This window comes from Diaphorobacter sp. MNS-0, assembly GCF_019602835.1.
In the GTDB taxonomy this organism is placed as follows: domain Bacteria; phylum Pseudomonadota; class Gammaproteobacteria; order Burkholderiales; family Burkholderiaceae_C; genus Diaphorobacter; species Diaphorobacter nitroreducens.
This window is the reverse complement of sequence record NZ_CP080761.1, coordinates 1,324,542-1,341,459: the sequence shown is the minus strand read 5'-3', so window position 1 is coordinate 1,341,459 and position 16,918 is coordinate 1,324,542. Positions and strand designations below refer to the sequence as shown.

Here is a 16,918-nt window from a genome sequence, read left to right as displayed (position 1 = left end):
CGTCTCCTGCTACTGAGGGATGCCTATTCCAGTTTGCTCCAATCCTGCTTGCTTGCCTGTATCAGCGCGTGCCAGTCGTCTGGCGGGTTCCCGCGTCCGAGCATCTTCTCGAAGACGACATACGGGTCCGACTTGCTACCCGAAGACCGCAGGGTCTGTTCATCGTTGACCCAGGCGTACACGATGACCTTCGCCTTCGAGTCGTACCGGAAGAACAGCCGGAACCGCCTTCCGATTTTGGCCCTTCGCCAGTGGCGGTGGGCCGATCCCAAGGTATTGCCCTGACGGTACTCGTCGCGTGCCGGATCGCCTGGCACTACTTCCAACATCAACTGGCTCAAGGCCCGGAACAGCTTGACGTTGGCATTGGACTCGAAGCCTTTCGGGTCGTTCTCCTGCGCGCGCCTCGCGGCCGCTTGCAGTTTCTGCAACGGCTCAATCACGCAGTCGTGGAAGAGCAGCGTCCAGCCATGCCGTTGCATCAGAGTTCCACTTCCCCGTCGATCTCCTCGTCCAGGTTCACGCCATGGCCAGCATGCTCCAGCATGGCGCGGGCCAGATCCTCGGGCAGGCCTTGGACGTTCCGGCCAGCTTCGATGTCGCGGGCCAGCAGGCTCAGGAACGCGCCGATGGCGGGGTCCTCGTGCTCGGCATCGACACGGGTGACGACGACTTCGCTGCCCCGCAGATCGAACGCGAGCTTGCCGCCGGCATCAACGCCCAGCGCCTGCCGGATAGGCTTGGGCAGCGTGACCTGGCCCTTGGAGGTCAACGTGGCGACTTCGTGGATGGCAGGCATGGCGGCTCTCCTGATTGCGATACCCGCATGGTAAGGAAATTTCCTTACTTTGTCAATGTGAAGCCTCATGGCGCTCTCCCGGTCCAAGAATTGGCCCATCGTAGGGCGTGAACAGCCAGCCTTCCTGCATCAATCCGGCCCTGCCGCAACCCACATTGGCGATGGACGATCAGGACCCGTTGCTCTATACCCAAAGGCCGCAAAGGGTCGAAATGGCAAGGGAATGGAGTGCAAGGGGAAAGGCTCTATCCCCAAAAGGCAAAAAGGCCTCCCGCTCGGCCCCCGACAGGACACCCGCATGCTTTCTCTGTTCCAGCGAAAACGGCCCGCGGTCGCTGCCGCTCCGACGCCACCATCGGTCACCGACCTCCCGAAAGGGTTGATGCGGCCCGAGTCGGCCGCATCGCTGCTGGCCACCCCGCGCCGGCAGAAGCTGCTGGAGCACATCTGGCAGCGCACGTCGCTCTCACGTAAGCAGTTCGCCACCTTGTACCGGGCGCCCCTGGAGCGCTACGCCGAGCTGGTCCAGGCCTTCCCGGCCTCCGAGGCGCATCACCATGCCTACCCGGGCGGCATGCTGGACCACGGCCTGGAAATCGTCGCCTACAGCCTGAAACTGCGGCAGTCCCATCTGCTGCCGATTGGCGCCAGTCCCGAAGACCAGGCGGCGCAGTCTGAAGCCTGGACTGCCGCGGTCGCCTATGCCGCGCTGCTGCACGACATCGGCAAGATCGCCGTCGATCTGCACGTCGAACTGGCCGACGGCTCGCTGTGGCACCCCTGGCACGGCCCGCTGCACCAGCCATACCGCTTCCGCTACCGCGACGATCGGGAATATCGGCTTCACAGCGCCGCGACAGGTTTGCTCTACCGCCAACTCCTCGACCGTGATGCCCTGGACTGGCTCAGTGGCTATCCCGACCTGTGGGGACCGCTGCTCTACGTCCTGGCCGGCCAGTACGAGCACGCCGGCGTGCTGGGCGAACTTGTCGTGCAGGCCGACCGGGCTTCGGTGGCCCAGGAACTGGGCGGCGATCCGGCCCGCGCCATGGCTGCGCCCAAGCACGCGCTGCAGCGCAAGCTGCTCGACGGGTTGCGCTACCTGCTCAAGGAACAGTTGAAACTGAACCAGCCGGAAGCCTCCGATGGCTGGCTCACCGAGGATGCCCTGTGGCTGGTGAGCAAGACAGTCTCGGACAAGCTGCGTGCGCACCTGCTGTCTCAGGGTATCGACGGCATTCCAGCGAACAACACCGCGGTGTTCAACGTCCTGCAGGATCACGGCATGTTGCAGCCGACGTCCGACGGCAAGGCGGTCTGGCGCGCGACTGTGACCAGCACGACTGGCTGGTCCCACTCGTTCACCTTGTTGCGTCTAACGCCCACGCTGATCTGGGAGCCGCGTGAGCGGCCGGCACCGTTCCCCGGCACGGTGGCGATCGACGTGGCGCCCACGGACAAAGAGGCTGACGTGTTCACCACCATTTCGACGGCCGGCCCGCTGGCCGCCCCGGAAGGCCAAGAAGATCCACCAGGGGAAGGAGGTCGTTCATCTTCAGCTCCTTCGTCCAAGTTCCAAACCTTGCCGGACGTGATGGAAGACATGCTTTCGATGGTGGGTATCGGCGACTTACCCGCGATCGGGCAGGACGCGGCAGTGCTCTCAGAGCAGGTGCCTGCCGCACGTCCCGAAATACCAACCTTGCCCGCGTCACTGCCGTCGTCGCCTGCGCCAGCGCCCTCGATAGCGCATCCATCCGGGGAGCACTTCATGGCGTGGCTGAAACAGGGCATCTTGTCCCGCCGACTCATCATCAACGACGCAAAAGCGCTCGTGCATACGGTGAGCGGCACGACCTACCTGGTCAGTCCCGGGGTCTTCCAGCGCTATGCGCAAGAGCACCCGCAAGTCGGCGCGCAGGCTAAGCAGGAGAGCCAGCAAGACTGGCAGTGGATACAAAAGCGCTTCGAGAGGCTGCAACTGCATCGCAAGCAGCCGAACGGCCTGAATATCTGGACCTGTAAAGTCACCGGGCCTAGAAAGTCCCGTCACCTGCACGGATACCTTTTGGAAGATTCAAGCCTGCTTTTCTTAGAAACGCCGCCGAATAATCCCTACTTATCCCTGTTGTGTGAGACCACAGGAAGCGGACTTCATGAAAGCAATGAGGGTCAACATTGAAGTCCCCTCAAATACCTGAGCCACTCAGAAGTAGAGATTGGGGAACAGTTTGACACGGTACTCGACCGGTGGGATTCGGCCGAGGGCTTCATGGGGTCGATGGTGGTTGTATCGGTGTAGCCAGTCGGCCGTCATGTCACGCACCTCCTGCAGTGAATCGAAGACGTAGCGGCGAAAGCTGTCAGCGCCCTTCGAAATCGGCAGGAGCGGACAGTCCTTAATGTAGCGGATACTCACCCTCCTCTTATGGAGACCAACTGCTGGCTCCGACGTTGGCTCAGCAAGCGATCCCATCGAAAGGTCACCAGCGGCATTCTCCAAATCAGTCTTTCTGGCTCCTGAGTTATGTGTCGATCACACCCGATACGCGCCTCATATTCCTTGACTTGTATCCGACTATGGAGTTTTCATAGGAATTTGTCCGCTTACGGCGACATCCCGTTTTCCTTGGTGCATGGTGGCCGAAAGCAAGCAGATCGCGCCAAGGGATATTGCAACGTCAGCCAAATTGAAAGCGGGCCAATGCGCTCCGTGCCAATGGAAATCGAGGAAATCGACTACAGCCCCTCGCAACAGGCGGTCAACTGCGTTACCCAGCGCGCCACCTAAGATCAGGCTATAACCCACGCCTTCCCATTTAGATACTCCTTGACGCAATAGGCGGATCAGCCAGATTGAGACTCCCAGCGCAAGCGCGGCAAAACCGAAACGCGCCCAGCTACCAGCACCAGCCAGCAGGCTGAATGCGGCGCCGTTGTTCTTCAAGTGGACGAGATTGAAGAAAGGGGTTACAGCGACTTGATCGCCATAGCCGAAAAAAAGCGAGACGGCGGCCTTTGCGACCTGATCGCCAAATAGCACTGCGGCAGCCAAGCCGTACCAGATTCCGATTGCCCGCAGCCTCGTCAGCCTCCAGGCACTCGCCAGCATCGTCAACAGCGAACCAGCAAGCGCAAGGCTGCCGGAGGCGATGCCCCAGCCGGCCAGCACGTCGGCGGGAAAGTGCATGCCCGCAGCAATGCGCGACCAGCCGACCAGAACGACATAAGCAACTAACGCCAATCGGTGGCGTACACCTGTCAGCGGCCACAACGCCCCGGCAACAAGTGCGGCGTAAGTGGAATGACCGCTCGGCAGGCTATAGTGCTCCTCCACTGTGCCAAGCACGTGATTCAAATGGCCAAATACCGCTGCCGGTCGCGGAAAATCGAGCCAAAATTTCAAGATGGAGGCTATTGCGATCGCGATGCCGAAGCCGATCACGAATTGAAGAAGCTGCCGCCGAATTGCCAAGGCGTGATCGGCTGCTGCCGTTGATCTTGACCATGCCCACAGTCCGAGCATCACTAGGGGCGCAGTCCAGTAGTTGCCCAGGACGTTGCTGAAGATCCAGGCCAGCGGTATCAAAATCGGCGGCGTGGCCTCGTAGACGAGCTGAAACAGAGCGCTATTCAAGCCACCCCAATCGTAAAGAATGGCTTTCCAGTTCATCGGCGCAACAGCCTCAACCCGTTGCCGACCACCAGCAGACTGGCCCCCATGTCGGCAAACACCGCCATCCACATCGTGGCTTGCCCGGTGAAAGTCAGAATCAGGAACACCGCCTTGATGCCCAGCGCGAGGGCGATGTTCTGCTTCAAAACGCTAGCTGTTGCACTGGACAGTCGCACGAATGTCGGCAGCTTGCGCAGGTCGTCATCCATCAACGCAACGTCGGCGGTTTCGATGGCCGTATCGGTTCCCGCCGCCCCCATTGCAAAGCCGATGTCCGCACGCGCGAGCGCCGGGGCATCGTTGATGCCATCGCCCACCATGCCAGTTTTCCCGTCCGCCGACAGTCGCTCCACTTCATGCAGTTTGTCTTCGGGCAGCAGATTGCCACGACTGCGGTCAATGCCGACCTGACTGGCAATGGCAGCGGCAGTGTGCGGGTTGTCACCGGTCAACATAATGGCTTTGATGCCCAGTCGGTGCAGTTCGGCAATGGCCTGGCGGCTGCTGTCCTTCACCGTGTCAGCCACTGCGAAGAGCGCCCGCACTCCTTCCTGTCCCGTCAACATCACTACGGTTTTGCCCTCGGCTTCAAGCGCAGACACCCTGGACTCCAGATCTGGCGAACACATGCCCAGTTCCTCGACCAGGCGGTGGTTACCCAGGTGATAGATCTGCCCGTTGATGTCGCCACGAACCCCGCGCCCAGGCAGCGCTGCGAAATCGGCTACATCACGCGGTGTCAACCCATCGTTGACGGCTGCACGGGCCACTGCCAAGGACACTGGGTGGTCTGAACGGGCTGCGAGGCTGGCGGCCAGCAATCTGGACGCATCAGGATCGGCGTTGCCCCATGCAGCGAAATCAGTCTGCGCTGGCTTGCCGTGTGTGATCGTGCCCGTTTTGTCCAGGGCCAGCCATTTGAGCTTGTGCCCCTCTTCCAGATAGACGCCACCCTTGATCAGGATGCCGTGCCGTGCGGCAGCAGCCAGACCGCTCACAATGCTCACCGGCGTGGAGATCACCAGAGCACAAGGACAAGCGATGACCAATAGAACCAGCGCCTTGTAGATCCAGTCCAGCCACGGCACGCCGAATACCAGCGGAGGCACAAGCGCCACGGCAAGGGCTACCGCAAATACGATAGGCGTATACAGCCGCGCAAACTGATCGACGAAACGCTGCGTCGGCGCGCGGCTTCCCTGAGCCGCTTCAACGGCATGAATGATGCGGGCCAATGTCGATGCGCTGGCGGCAGCGGTGACGCGGAATTCAAACGAACCCTCCCCATTGATCGTGCCTGCAAACACGGAATCGCCCTCAGCCTTGTCTACCGGAAGGCTCTCACCAGTGATCGGCGCCTGATTGACGGAGGAGCGGCCTTCGACGATCAGCCCATCGAGGGCAATGCGCTCACCAGGTTTGACGCGAACACGGCTGCCCACGGGCACGGCGTTGGCGTCCACCGCAGCCCAACTGCCGTCCGCTTGTTGAACCAATGCGGTATCCGGCGCGAGGTCCATCAAGCCACGGATGGCATTGCGAGCCCGATCCAAGGACTTGGCCTCGATCACCTCGGCTAGTGCGAACAGCACCATCACCATAGCCGCCTCGGGCCAATGGCCTATGAGCATGGCCCCAGTGACCGCAATGGACATCAACGCATTCATGTTCAGGTTGCGGTTCCTGAGCGCAATCCAGCCCTTCTTGTAAGTCGTGAGGCCGCCAGTGAGGATGGCCACCACGGCCAGCGCGACCACGACCCAGTGGTTGCCGCCGTTGAGCCAGTACACAACCTCGGCCAGCGTTGCGGTGACGCCTGACACTGCCAGCGGCCACCAGTTTGTGCGTGCAGGCGCTTGCGCCTCGGCTGCCGAAGGGGCCGAAGAAGTGCGCACCTCGGCGTCGAAGCCGAGCGATTTCAGGGCTGCAAGCACATTGGGAAGTGCGTCGGGTGTATGTGCGACGTGCAGCCTGCGCTGGACGAGGTTGAATTCAAGATTCGCAACGCCTGGCACGCCGGCAAGCTTGCCGCGGATCAATGCCTCCTCGGTGGGGCAGTCCATCTGCTGGATGGATAACCAGGTACTTTGCTGGGCTGCCTTCTCATCCATCCGAACCGCTCGCATCCCGATGGCCGATAACGCGTCTTCGATAGGGCGCAACGAGGCAAGCTGATGGCTGACTCCCAGTGTTCTCTGCACCAGATTGAATTCAAGGCTGCTCACGCCCTGCACCTTTCCGAGTTTGTCGCGAATCAACGCTTCCTCGGTCGGGCAATCCATGTTCTCGATGCGGTAGCGCACCTGCGGCAACGCTGCTTCGACGATGTTCGGTTTCGGGTTGGGCACCACAACGGTAGAGCAGCCACATCCCTTGGAGCCACATTCACTCATGGCAACTCCTCTTGTGTAGATCTGAGGTTGATGATTTAACACTCTATAGTTACTATAGAGTCAAGTCCTTTTTCCTTTTATCCCAATCCGCACCATGAACCTCCAGATCGGAGAACTTGCCAAACGCACTGCCTGTCCGGTGGTGACGATCCGCTATTACGAGCGAGAGGGGCTGCTGCCGCAGGCTCGCCGCAGCCAGGGGAACTTCCGCTTGTATGGAGAGGCGCATGTGGAGCGCTTGCAATTCATACTTCGCTGCCGTTCGCTGGACATGCCATTGAGCGACGTGCGAACTTTGCTGAGCTACCGGGATCGGCCTGCGCAGGATTGCGGTGAAGTCAACCTTCTTCTCGATGAGCGCATCCGGGAGGTGAAATCACGGATTGAAGCGCTGCGCGAGCTGGAACACCAGCTGGCCGATTTGCGCGATGCATGTTCCGGTGCCAGACCTGTCGAAGCGTGCGGAATTCTGCAAGGGCTGTCGGGATGCGCATGTGATGCGCAGGAAGCAACTGCTCCCGTCAAGTGACCAGTGGGCCGAGCCGATCATGCCATAACAACAGGCCCCGCCAGCTCCCTGATGCTGGCGGCCCGCAAGAACAATGAATTATAATCATTCGCATTTGTGATGCGAACTTTCTGCCGGTAAGGCCCTCATGCAAGCCCTGCGCATACTCTCAGCCGTTCTGTTCTCTTGGTTCATGGTCATCTCTGTCGCGCATGCCGATCCTCTGGCTACGCAAGACAAGGCTAAGCAAACCTGGCAATTGCTGGACTACCTAGCGGTCGATTACGGCGGCGCTGTGCGGGATGGCAAGGTTCAAAGTGCCAGCGAATACGAAGAAATGAAGGAGTTCGCCGCGACAGCGGGGCAGCAGATCGCCACATTGCCGAGCACGCCTGCACTTCCCGAACTGAAACGCCAGGCCACGGCACTGAGCGAACTCATCGCAGCCAAGGCCGACGCGAAGACAGTGGCCGACAGTGCCCATTCACTGGCGGCGGCACTGGTCAAGGCGTACCCGTTCCCGCTTTCCCCCTCCACGCCGCCGGATCTCACGCGCGCCAAGGTGCTGTTTGAAGCCAACTGCGCGGCATGCCACGGGGCGACTGGCCGGGGCGATGGCCCGCTCGGCGCAAAGCTGACCCCGCCGCCGATCGCGTTCACCGATCGCGGCCGGGCACGCTCGCGCAGCGTGCTCGCGCTCTACCAAGTCATTTCTCAAGGCGTCGCCGGCACGTCGATGCCCAGTTTCGCCACGCTCTCCGACGAGGATCGGTGGGCATTGGCATTTTTCGCCGGAACGCTGTCGCACGACGACGCCATGCGGGCGCGCGGTGAAGAATCCTGGGGCCGAGACGCCACCGCCAAAGCCGTCTTTCCCGACCTGGCGGCCGCTGCCACATTGACCGAGGCCGCCTTGTCCGAACGGATGCCACCCGACGCGGCGCGCGACCTGACCGCCTACGTCCGCAGCCATCCAGAAGTGACCGTCACCGCCAACGGCACGGGCGGGCTGGGGTTGGCCCGCGCACGGCTTCAGGAGAGCCTTGCCGCAGCGCGCGCAGGCGACCAGGCCAACGCGACGCGCTTGGGTTTGTCCGCCTACCTGGATGGTTTTGAACCACTGGAACCGGCATTGCGCGCGCGCAACCAGGCGCTTCTCACTGAAGTGGAAAACGCCATGCTGGCCTACCGCGGCGCACTTGCCAGTGGCAAGCTGGAGCAAGCCGACGCCACGGCCCAAAAGCTGGACTACCTTTTTGCCCAAGTCGATACCGAATTGGGGGCGGACAAAGCCGAGCCACTGACCACCTTCATTGCCTCGATCACCATCCTGCTGCGCGAAGGCGTGGAGGCGCTGTTGATCGTCGTCGGCATGCTCGCATTCCTGAAGAAAGCCGAACGGCGCGATGTTCTGGCCTACGTCCATGGAGGTTGGCTTACGGCGCTCGCGTGCGGAGGCTTGACCTGGGCCATGGCAACCTACTTCGTGAGCATCAGCGGCGCCAGCCGCGAGGTGACCGAAGGGGTGTCATCACTCTTCGCTGCTATTGTTCTGCTGAGTGTCGGCCTCTGGATGCACCAGAAGAGCACCGCCGGTAAATGGCAGGCATATCTGAAGGAGAAGCTCTCCGCAGCCATGACGCGCCGCTCGGCATGGGCGTTGTTCGCGCTGGCGTTCATCGCCGTCTACCGCGAGGTTTTCGAGACGGTGCTCTTCTACTCGGCCTTGGCCGGTGACGGCAATAACGGTGCATTGCTCGGCGGACTGCTGAGCGGGGTGGCCGCCCTGACTATCCTCGCATGGCTCATGCTGCGCACCAGCGCCCGTATGCCGATTGGAAAGTTCTTCAGCCTCAGCTCGATTCTGGTCGCTGTCCTCGCTGTAGTGCTTGCGGGCAAGGGAGTTGCGGGTCTTCAAGAAGCCGGTTGGCTGAGCGCCAGCCCGATCCATTGGCCACGCATCGAAGTGCTTGGGATTTATCCGTCGGCAGAGACCACCTTAGGGATGCCCTGAATAACTCGAATGCGTAAGTGCTACAAGGTCACCGGTTTCAGATAGTGCGATGGATGGCGTTTAGCCTGGGTCTTCGCACCACTTTCCACGCCCTTGCGGGCCATCTGCACCGCCTTTGCGGCCATTTGCCTGATTTCAGGGGCACTCATCCCTGCGCCTCCAGCAATTGATGGCGCACCATCCAAAGATTGGACAGCGCAAACAGCGTCTTGAGCTGCAACGTGTTCTTCTTCAATCCCCGGTAGCGCACCTTGGTGTATCCAAACTGTCGTTTGATCACCCTGAAGGGATGCTCCACCTTGGCACGGATGCTCGCCTTGATCTTCTCCACTTGGTCTATCAGCGCGTCAACGGGGTTGTTCTCTTTGTCCAGCGCTCTGCGTTTGCCTGGGCGCATCGCGATGTGCCACCGCACTGCCTCCTTGGCATCCGGGCGCTTGTCGATACCTTGGTAGCCCGCATCACCAAACCCGTCTGTCTCCTGCCCGTGCAGCAAGCTGTTGCCCTCTACAACGTCGGCCACGTTACCCGAGGTGCCTATGACGGTATGCACGAGTCCCGAGTCCGCATCCACGCCGATATGGGCCTTCATGCCAAAGTGCCATTCGTTGCCCTTTTGGCTCGAATGCATCTCTGGATCGCGCTTTCTGTCCTTGTTCTTGGTAGAGCTAGGCGCTGCGATCAGTGTGGCATCGACCGCAGTGCCTGCCTTGAGCAGCAAGCCCTGGGCTGCCAGAAGCTCGTTGACAGTGGCCAGAATCTGCTCGGCCAGCTTGTGTTTCTCCAGCCGATGACGACACTGAGGTTGCCCCTGAAAAGTGGAGTTCTTAACCCTTGTTGAAGATACCGACAAGGAGTTCAGAGATGAGTGACAAGCAGGTGCGTGCGCAGTACACGCGAGAGTTCAAGCAGGAGGCTGTTCGGCAGGTCCGCTCGGGTCAGGCGATTGCGGTGGTGGCCAAGGTACTGGGCATCCCCAAAGCGAGCCTGGGCAACTGGGTGCGGCTGTCAGCCAAGGGAGAATTGGACGGTGCGGGCGGTGGTGACAAGGGCATCCAAGTCTCGCCCGAGCAGATGGAGATAGCCCGGTTGCGTGCAGAGAATGCTCGCCTTCGCATGGAGCGCGACATCGCAAAAAAAGCCGCGGCGTACTTCGCGCAGGACACGCTGCGAGGTACGCCTGGATTCACCAAATGAGAAAGCTGTACCCGGTGAGTGTGTCCTGCGGGGTGCTGGAGGTCAGCGCGAGCGGGTACTTCAACTGGCTGCGCCGGCGTGAGTCTGGCCACGGTGGACCTGCCCGGCGTCACAGCGACGAAGCCCTGCTGGCGTACATGCGCGCCATCCACGCCGAGGTGAAGGGGGAATACGGCTGGCCACGCATGCACAAGGAACTGCTGGCCCGGGGCATCCGAGTGGGCAAAGACCGGGTGCGCAAGCTCATGCAGCAGCACGGCATCAGGGCCAAGACCAAACGCAAGTTCGTGGTGACCACCGATAGCCGCCACAGCCTGCCGGTGGCGCCCGACTTGGTACAGCGGCGCTTCAACCCCGAGGCGCCCAACCAGCTCTGGAGTGGCGACATCACCTACATCCAAACCGACGAGGGCTGGCTGTACCTGGCTGCGGTCATCGACCTGTTCAACCGTCAGGTGGTGGGCTGGAGCCTGCAGCCGCACATGCAGGCCAGCCTGGTCAAGGACGCGCTGGCCATGGCGTGGTGGCGCCGCAGGCCGCCTCCTGGGCTGATATTCCACAGCGACCGGGGCAGCCAGTATTGCAGCCATGAGTTCCAGGATGCCTTGAAGGGCTGGGGCATGCGTTCATCGATGAGCAGAAAGGGTAACTGTTGGGACAACGCACCGACCGAGAGCTTCTGGGGCCGGCTGAAAACAGCCAGCGTACATGGGTGCAAATTTGCTACCCGTGAGCAGGCCAGGCAGGCGGTGATGGACTGGATGGCCTTCTACAATCACCGAAGGCTGCATTCGTCGCTGGGCTACCTCAGCCCGATGCAGTACGAGCAGCGCTGGTACGAGGCACAGCGTAAAAAGGCCGCGTGAACCGTGGGTTAAGAGCTACACGAAACAGGGGCAAGGTCAAACCTCAGGATGGTGCTCTCGTCAGGCACCCTCCCATGGGCATCAAGACTTGCAAACTCCCGGTAGATCGGGGTGTCAAAGAAGGCCTCTTCCATCGCCAGATCTGACAGGGTGAACCACTGCTGCATGCAGTGGATGCGCAGCATGGTCTCCAGGGCAAAGGGTGGGCGGCCGTTCTTGCCTTCGGGGTAATAGGGCGCAATGAGTTCGACCAGAGCAGCCCAGGGAACCACCAAATCCATCTGGATCAGCAGTTCTTGCTTGCGGGTCTTTTTGGTGCTCAGTTTCAGGTCAAGGCTGCTTTGCTTCATGGGCGGGGAGGATGCCATGACTTCCTGGCTTCTAGCAGACTGCGTTCGGGGTTTTGCAGGATTTCCTTAGCGCAAGCCGTGATCCTCATCATTGCATTGGTCGGTTTTGCGCTGAATGCCCAGACTGCTCGCCGGTCGCAGGCGGCGTGATGTTCGGTGCTCCTGAATCGTTGGGCTCGAAACCATCGCACTGATTACCCCAAGGATGCTCTCCGCGTTGACGTCCACTTCCCATGATGCAATTCCGTCGCGTGCCAGCTGGCACGCCAAACAGCGTGACCCATTACCTAGTCCGCCCTGAACAATTCCGTTTTCAGGCAGCCGCAGTTGTTGGCATGCGAAGTTGGCGGGCAAGGGCGTCCAGGCGATGTTTGCTGTCCGTGGTCACCACGAACTTCCTGCGCCCCTTGGCCCGGATACCGTGGCGCTGCATCAACTGCCGAACCCGCTCCTTGCCCACCCGATGGCCTCGCGACAGCAGTTCCTTGCGCATGCGCGGCCAGCCGTATTCGCCACGCAACTGCGCGTGGATGGCCCGGATGTGCGCCAGCACTGCCTCATCGCCAAGACTGCGCCTGGGGCCTTGTCCAGGCCCGCGCCCAGATGCTTGCCAGCTGAAGTACCCGCTGGGGCTGACCTCCAGAACCTCGCACATCAGCGTGATCGGCCAACGTCTCTTCATCGACCTGATCCAGGCGTACCTTGCAACACGTCCTGTGCAAAGTACGCCGCCTTGGATTCAACCCGTCGCTGCAACACCTTTGGTACAAGGATGCAGCGAGGTAAAAATTCATGGCGAGATTGGGACGTCCCGGACTGTCGGATGCGCAGAGGCGCGAGTTGTGGGAGCGCTGGAAGGCAGGGGATTCCATCAGCGACATCGGTCGTGCGTTGTTCAAGTACCCTGGGTCTGTGCATGGGGTTCTCGCGCTAGGCGGAGGCATCTATAGACCAGCGCGGAAACGGGCAGCCTCGGCGTTGACAGCAGATGATCGTGAGCAGGTCTCTCGCGGCTTGGCGGCGGGGCACTCTTGCAGGCAGATCGCCGCGGAACTTGGTCGTTCGCCTTCAACGATCAGCCGAGAGGTACATCGCAATGGTGGTGCCGCGCGATATCGTGCGGCTGTGGCCGATGAGCGAGCCTGGGAGCAAGCACGCCGCACCAAACCTTGTGCGTTGGCACTGAATCCTGAGCTGACCAGCCTTGTGGCCCAGAAGTTGGCACTTCAGTGGTCTCCACAGCAAATCGCTGGATGGCTGCGACGAGAACACCCGGATACTGCCTGCATGCAGGTGTCGCACGAGACGATCTATCGCAGTCTCTTCGTACAGGCGCGCGGCGTGCTGAAGAAGGAGCTGATGGCGCATCTTCGTACTCGTCGCTCAATGCGGCGAGCGCGAGCAGGCCTGGGCAAGGAGTCTCCTCGTGGGCAGATCACTGACGCCGTATCCATCCACAGCCGTCCCGCGCAGATCGAAGACCGGGCGGTTCCTGGTCATTGGGAAGGTGACTTGGTCACGGGAGCAAAGAATAGCCACATTGCGACGCTGGTGGAGCGTCATTCACGTTTCGCGCTACTGGTCCAGGTCGATGGCAAGGACACGGCCAGCGTGGTGCAGGCTTTGACGCGTGAAGTCAAGCGACTCCCAGGAGGCTTGATGAAATCATTGACCTGGGATCGGGGCATGGAGCTGGCCCTGCACCGAACGTTCTCCATGGCCACTGAAGTCGATGTGTTCTTCTGCGATCCACGAAGCCCGTGGCAGCGAGGAACGAACGAGAACACCAATGGGTTGGTGCGTCAGTACCTTCCCAAGGGTGCGGACCTATCGGTCTACAGCCAGGAAGACCTGGACGCGATCTCCATGCGTTTGAACATGAGGCCTCGAAAAACGCTGGACTATGAAACTCCTGCCAGTAGACTTCAGCGAGCCGTTGCAGCGACGGGTTGAATCCAAGGCGGCTTTTTTTGCGATGTCGCGCTCCATCTTTACCCGTGCCAGTTCCGCTCGCAGCCGAGCGATCTCCCCCTGCTCGGGGGTCACCATCGCCACGGGTTTACCTTCTGCGGACATCCCCAACTGGCCTTTGGCATCGGCCCTGACCCAGTTCGTCAGACTGGCCTTGGGCATCCTCAGCGTCTTGGCCACCACCGACGCTGCCCGTCCACCCTTCACCTGCCTGACGGCCTCCTGCTTGAACTCCAGGGTGTACTTCCCTCTGCTTTTCACTTCATTCATCTCATGCTCCATACCGGCATTCTCCGGGTTGAGCTATGAACTCCGAAATTCGGGGGCAACCTCAGTATCCCATTCCACGCACGGTGTGAATGAGCTTCGGATTGAACGCATCGTCTATCTTCGCGCGGAGACGGCGGATGGCTACATCGATGACGTTGCTATCGCTGTCGAAATTCATGTCCCATACCTGCGACGCGATCAGAGAACGTGGAAGGACCTCCCCGTGGCGACGGGCCAGGAGCTCAAGCAACGCGAACTCCTTGCTGGTGAGATTGATGCGTTGGCCAGCGCGCGTTGCGCGCCGGCGCGCCAAGTCCAGCACCAAATCGGCAACCTGGATGCGATCAGGCTGGCTCGGAGCGCTTCCGCGTCGCAGCAGCGTCCGCACCCGCGCCAGCAACTCAGAGAACGCGAATGGCTTGACGAGGTAGTCGTCCGCTCCCAGTTCCAATCCCTTGACACGGTCGTCTACACCGCCACGCGCCGTCAGAAAGAGCACAGGGACCTGTTTACCGGCATCTCGAAGGGCACGCACGATGCGCCAGCCATCGACATCCGGCAGCATGACATCCAAGACCACCAGATCGTATGTCTCGCCCATGGCCAGGTGGTGTCCGTCCAATCCGTTGCGCGCCAGATCCACGACGAATCCCGCCTCCATGAGACCTTGGCGGACGTAATCCGCCGTCTTGTTCTCGTCTTCAACGACCAGCAGTTTCATCGCATGTCCCATGAAATCGCTACGGCGCGGAAAAATAGCCGCTCACGATGTACGCATTCATCCACTTTCAATCAGCAATTTACTGGTTGCCAGCTTCCACGAACATTACATGAATGTAATTCAGGGGTCATTCGATGGAAAGTGCCCAACCCATAGCATGACCTGCATTGCGTCGAACTGTGCCGCTCAGGATGGGGTGGCGTTTAGAACGACTTCCGAGTCATCTATGGAGGATTTCAGGCCATGCCGCCTCGTTCACCCTTTTTTATCGTGCCCACACAGGGCCTTTCTCGTCGGCGTTTCGTCCAAGGGTTAGCCGCCGGCGGCGTTCTCGCTGGGCTGTCCACGCCGGCGTTCAAGGCATTTGCCCAGCAAGGCTCCGCGACGCGCGGTGCCGCCCCTGTGCTGAAGGGCACCGACTTCGACTTGGTGATCGCCGAATCGCCCGTGAACTTCACGGGCAAGCCAGGCGTGGCTACGACCATCAACGGCTCGCTGCCGGCACCGACATTGCGTTGGCGCGAGGGTGACACCGTCACAATCCGTGTAACCAACAAGCTGCGTGAAGCCACATCCATTCACTGGCACGGGATCATCCTGCCGTATCAGATGGATGGCGTGCCGGGCATCAGCTTCAATGGCATCGCTCCCGGCGAGACCTTCACGTACCGCTTCAAGGTTCAGCAGAGCGGCTCCTACTGGTACCACTCGCACTCCGGCTTTCAGGAACTCACGGGCATGTACGGGGCGATCATCATCGACCCCGCTGGCGCCGAGACCATCCACGCCGACCGTGACCACGTGCTGCTGTTCTCGGATTGGACCGACGAAGACCCGATGCGGGTGTTCACCAAGCTCAAGTCCCAAAGCGACTATTACAACTACAACCAACCTACCGTCTTCGACTTCTTCCGGGACGCCTCGCGCGAAGGCACGGCCGCTGCGATCGACAAGCGCAAGATGTGGAACGAGATGCGGATGAATCCGACGGATCTCGCAGATCTGTCTGCCGCCACGCTGACCTATCTGGCCAACGGCGTCACCCCCGCCGGCAATTGGACGGCGCTGTTCCGACCGGGTGAGCGCGTGCGGCTGCGCATGGTCAACGGTGCGGGCAACACCTTCTACGACGTACGCATTCCAGGACTGAAACTCACGGTGGTGCACGTCGATGGTGTTGACGTGGAGCCGGTGACCGTCGATGAGTTCCGATTCGGTCCTGGCGAAACCGTCGACGTGATCGTCCAGCCACGGGATGACGCTTACACGATCTTCGCCCAGGCGATGGACCGGACAGGCTACGCGCGTGCCACGCTGGCCGTGCGTGAAGGTCTTCAAGCTCCCGTGCCTGCCCTCGATCCGGTCGAATGGCTGACCATGAACGACATGATGGGCGGCATGATGGGGGGCATGGACCATGGCGGGTCCGGCCAGGCCATGGAGATGACCGGGATGACGGGCATGACCGGGATGACCGGGATGGGCTCGGGTTCGATGTCCGGGATGGATCATGGGGCGATGGCAGGCATGAATCACGGCGCCATGAACCACGGTGGCATGGCGATGGATCACAGCCAACACGCCGCGGCGGCGGGGGGACTGGCCGTGCCCAGCACTACTGCTCGCCACGCTCGCACCGAGTATGGTGCCAGCACGGACATGCGCGTTGACATGGCGCGCACCAACCTCGATGACCCCGGCATCGGACTGCGCAACAACGGTCGGCGCGTGTTGACCCTCGCGGATCTGCATACCCCGTCGGGGCCGCTGGACAAGAGAGGCCCCGGCCGGGAGGTCGAACTGCACCTCACGGGCAACATGGAACGCTACGCATGGTCCCTGGACGGGCTGGAGTTCGGAAAGTCCACGCCGGTGCACTTCAAACACGGCGAGCGGCTGCGGGTCATTCTGCACAACGACACCATGATGACCCATCCCATGCACCTGCACGGCATGTGGAGCGAGCTGGAAAGCCCCGACGGTCGCTTCCTTGCGCGCCGCCACACCCTGCCGGTGCAGCCGGCACAACGCATCAGCTTCCTGGTGACAGCCGACGCGCTCGGCCGCTGGGCGTGGCACTGCCACCTGATGTTCCACATGGATGCCGGCATGTTCCGCGAAGTCGTGGTGTCTTGAACCCAGCGCACAAGGAA

At 61.1% G+C, this 16,918-nt stretch carries 13 protein-coding genes and 4 pseudogenes; 6 read left to right on the top strand and 11 right to left on the bottom strand.

Going from position 1 to position 16,918, the window contains the following annotated elements; all coding sequences use genetic code 11:
* Positions 1-23: 23 nt before the first annotated feature.
* Positions 24-482 carry a type II toxin-antitoxin system YhaV family toxin gene (locus K2L43_RS06405; RefSeq protein WP_011804662.1) on the bottom strand — a complete coding sequence of 153 codons (459 nt, stop codon included), beginning with the start codon at positions 480-482 and terminating at the stop codon, positions 24-26.
* Positions 482-799, bottom strand: coding sequence for a type II toxin-antitoxin system PrlF family antitoxin (locus tag K2L43_RS06400; RefSeq protein WP_038204260.1), 318 nt, complete (start codon positions 797-799; stop codon positions 482-484). Before K2L43_RS06400 ends, K2L43_RS06405 begins: the two co-directional genes overlap by 1 nt.
* 298 nt (positions 800-1,097) lie before the next feature.
* Here K2L43_RS06400 and mobH point away from each other — a divergent pair, with 298 nt between their 5' ends.
* Positions 1,098-2,981 (top strand): MobH family relaxase, encoded by a 1,884-nt coding sequence (gene mobH, locus K2L43_RS06395; RefSeq protein ID WP_009518527.1) that lies wholly within the window; start codon positions 1,098-1,100, stop codon positions 2,979-2,981.
* Between the two features lie 24 nt (positions 2,982-3,005).
* On the opposite strand, the gene K2L43_RS19200 is transcribed toward mobH, so the two are convergent.
* From K2L43_RS19200 to K2L43_RS06380, 3 genes are all read right to left on the bottom strand, one after another.
* Positions 3,006-3,275, bottom strand: a complete 270-nt coding sequence (locus K2L43_RS19200) for an integrase core domain-containing protein (RefSeq protein WP_041835936.1) — start codon at positions 3,273-3,275, stop codon at positions 3,006-3,008.
* A gap of 102 nt (positions 3,276-3,377) precedes the next feature.
* Positions 3,378-4,472 carry a signal peptidase II gene (gene lspA, locus K2L43_RS06385; RefSeq protein WP_009518528.1) on the bottom strand — a complete coding sequence of 365 codons (1,095 nt, stop codon included), beginning with the start codon at positions 4,470-4,472 and terminating at the stop codon, positions 3,378-3,380.
* Positions 4,469-6,868 carry a heavy metal translocating P-type ATPase gene (locus tag K2L43_RS06380; RefSeq protein WP_009518529.1) on the bottom strand — a complete coding sequence of 800 codons (2,400 nt, stop codon included), beginning with the start codon at positions 6,866-6,868 and terminating at the stop codon, positions 4,469-4,471. Before K2L43_RS06380 ends, lspA begins: the two co-directional genes overlap by 4 nt.
* Before the next feature lie 94 nt (positions 6,869-6,962).
* Between K2L43_RS06380 and cadR the strand changes: the two genes are divergently transcribed.
* Positions 6,963-7,397 carry a Cd(II)/Pb(II)-responsive transcriptional regulator gene (cadR, locus tag K2L43_RS06375; RefSeq protein WP_011804660.1) on the top strand — a complete coding sequence of 145 codons (435 nt, stop codon included), beginning with the start codon at positions 6,963-6,965 and terminating at the stop codon, positions 7,395-7,397.
* A 127-nt stretch (positions 7,398-7,524) separates the two neighbouring features.
* Positions 7,525-9,390: a cytochrome c/FTR1 family iron permease gene (locus K2L43_RS06370; protein WP_220638719.1), complete on the top strand. Its 1,866-nt coding sequence runs from the start codon at positions 7,525-7,527 to the stop codon at positions 9,388-9,390.
* 20 nt (positions 9,391-9,410) lie between these two features.
* Here the strand turns inward: K2L43_RS06370 and K2L43_RS19025 are convergent, their stop codons facing one another.
* Both K2L43_RS19025 and K2L43_RS06365 read right to left on the bottom strand, forming a co-directional pair.
* Positions 9,411-9,539 carry a hypothetical protein gene (locus K2L43_RS19025; protein WP_255352815.1) on the bottom strand — a complete coding sequence of 43 codons (129 nt, stop codon included), beginning with the start codon at positions 9,537-9,539 and terminating at the stop codon, positions 9,411-9,413.
* Positions 9,536-10,186 (bottom strand): annotated as a pseudogene (locus K2L43_RS06365) (IS5 family transposase); the annotation flags it as partial. The gene K2L43_RS19025 and the pseudogene K2L43_RS06365, both read right to left, overlap by 4 nt.
* Positions 10,187-10,254: 68 nt before the next feature.
* Here K2L43_RS06365 and K2L43_RS06360 point away from each other — a divergent pair.
* Positions 10,255-11,453, top strand: a protein-coding gene (locus K2L43_RS06360) for an IS3 family transposase (RefSeq protein ID WP_103738857.1) whose coding sequence is annotated in 2 segments (ribosomal slippage) — positions 10,255-10,522 and positions 10,522-11,453 — 1,200 coding nt in all. Because the reading frame shifts where the segments join, the coding sequence is not laid out codon by codon here.
* Between the two features lie 38 nt (positions 11,454-11,491).
* Here the strand turns inward: K2L43_RS06360 and K2L43_RS06355 are convergent.
* Positions 11,492-11,803: pseudogene (locus tag K2L43_RS06355) on the bottom strand (transposase); the annotation flags it as partial.
* A 361-nt stretch (positions 11,804-12,164) separates the two neighbouring features.
* Positions 12,165-12,533 (bottom strand): annotated as a pseudogene (locus K2L43_RS06350) (IS3 family transposase); the annotation flags it as partial.
* 62 nt (positions 12,534-12,595) lie between these two features.
* Here K2L43_RS06350 and K2L43_RS06345 point away from each other — a divergent pair.
* A complete protein-coding gene (locus K2L43_RS06345; RefSeq protein WP_011804657.1) occupies positions 12,596-13,756 on the top strand; it encodes an IS30 family transposase in 1,161 nt (386 codons plus the stop codon).
* Positions 13,757-13,765: 9 nt separating this feature from the next.
* Here K2L43_RS06345 and K2L43_RS19020 read toward each other — a convergent pair.
* Together K2L43_RS19020 and K2L43_RS06340 are read right to left on the bottom strand one after the other, a co-directional pair.
* A pseudogene (locus K2L43_RS19020) lies at positions 13,766-14,044 on the bottom strand (transposase); the annotation flags it as partial.
* Between the two features lie 61 nt (positions 14,045-14,105).
* Positions 14,106-14,765 (bottom strand): heavy metal response regulator transcription factor, encoded by a 660-nt coding sequence (locus K2L43_RS06340; protein ID WP_011804656.1) that lies wholly within the window; start codon positions 14,763-14,765, stop codon positions 14,106-14,108.
* Positions 14,766-15,008: 243 nt separating this feature from the next.
* On the opposite strand from K2L43_RS06340, the gene K2L43_RS06335 reads away from it, so the two are divergent.
* Entirely contained in the window at positions 15,009-16,901 is a 1,893-nt protein-coding gene (locus K2L43_RS06335; protein WP_011804655.1) for a copper resistance system multicopper oxidase, read from the top strand.
* The last annotated feature ends 17 nt before the right edge of the window (positions 16,902-16,918 follow it).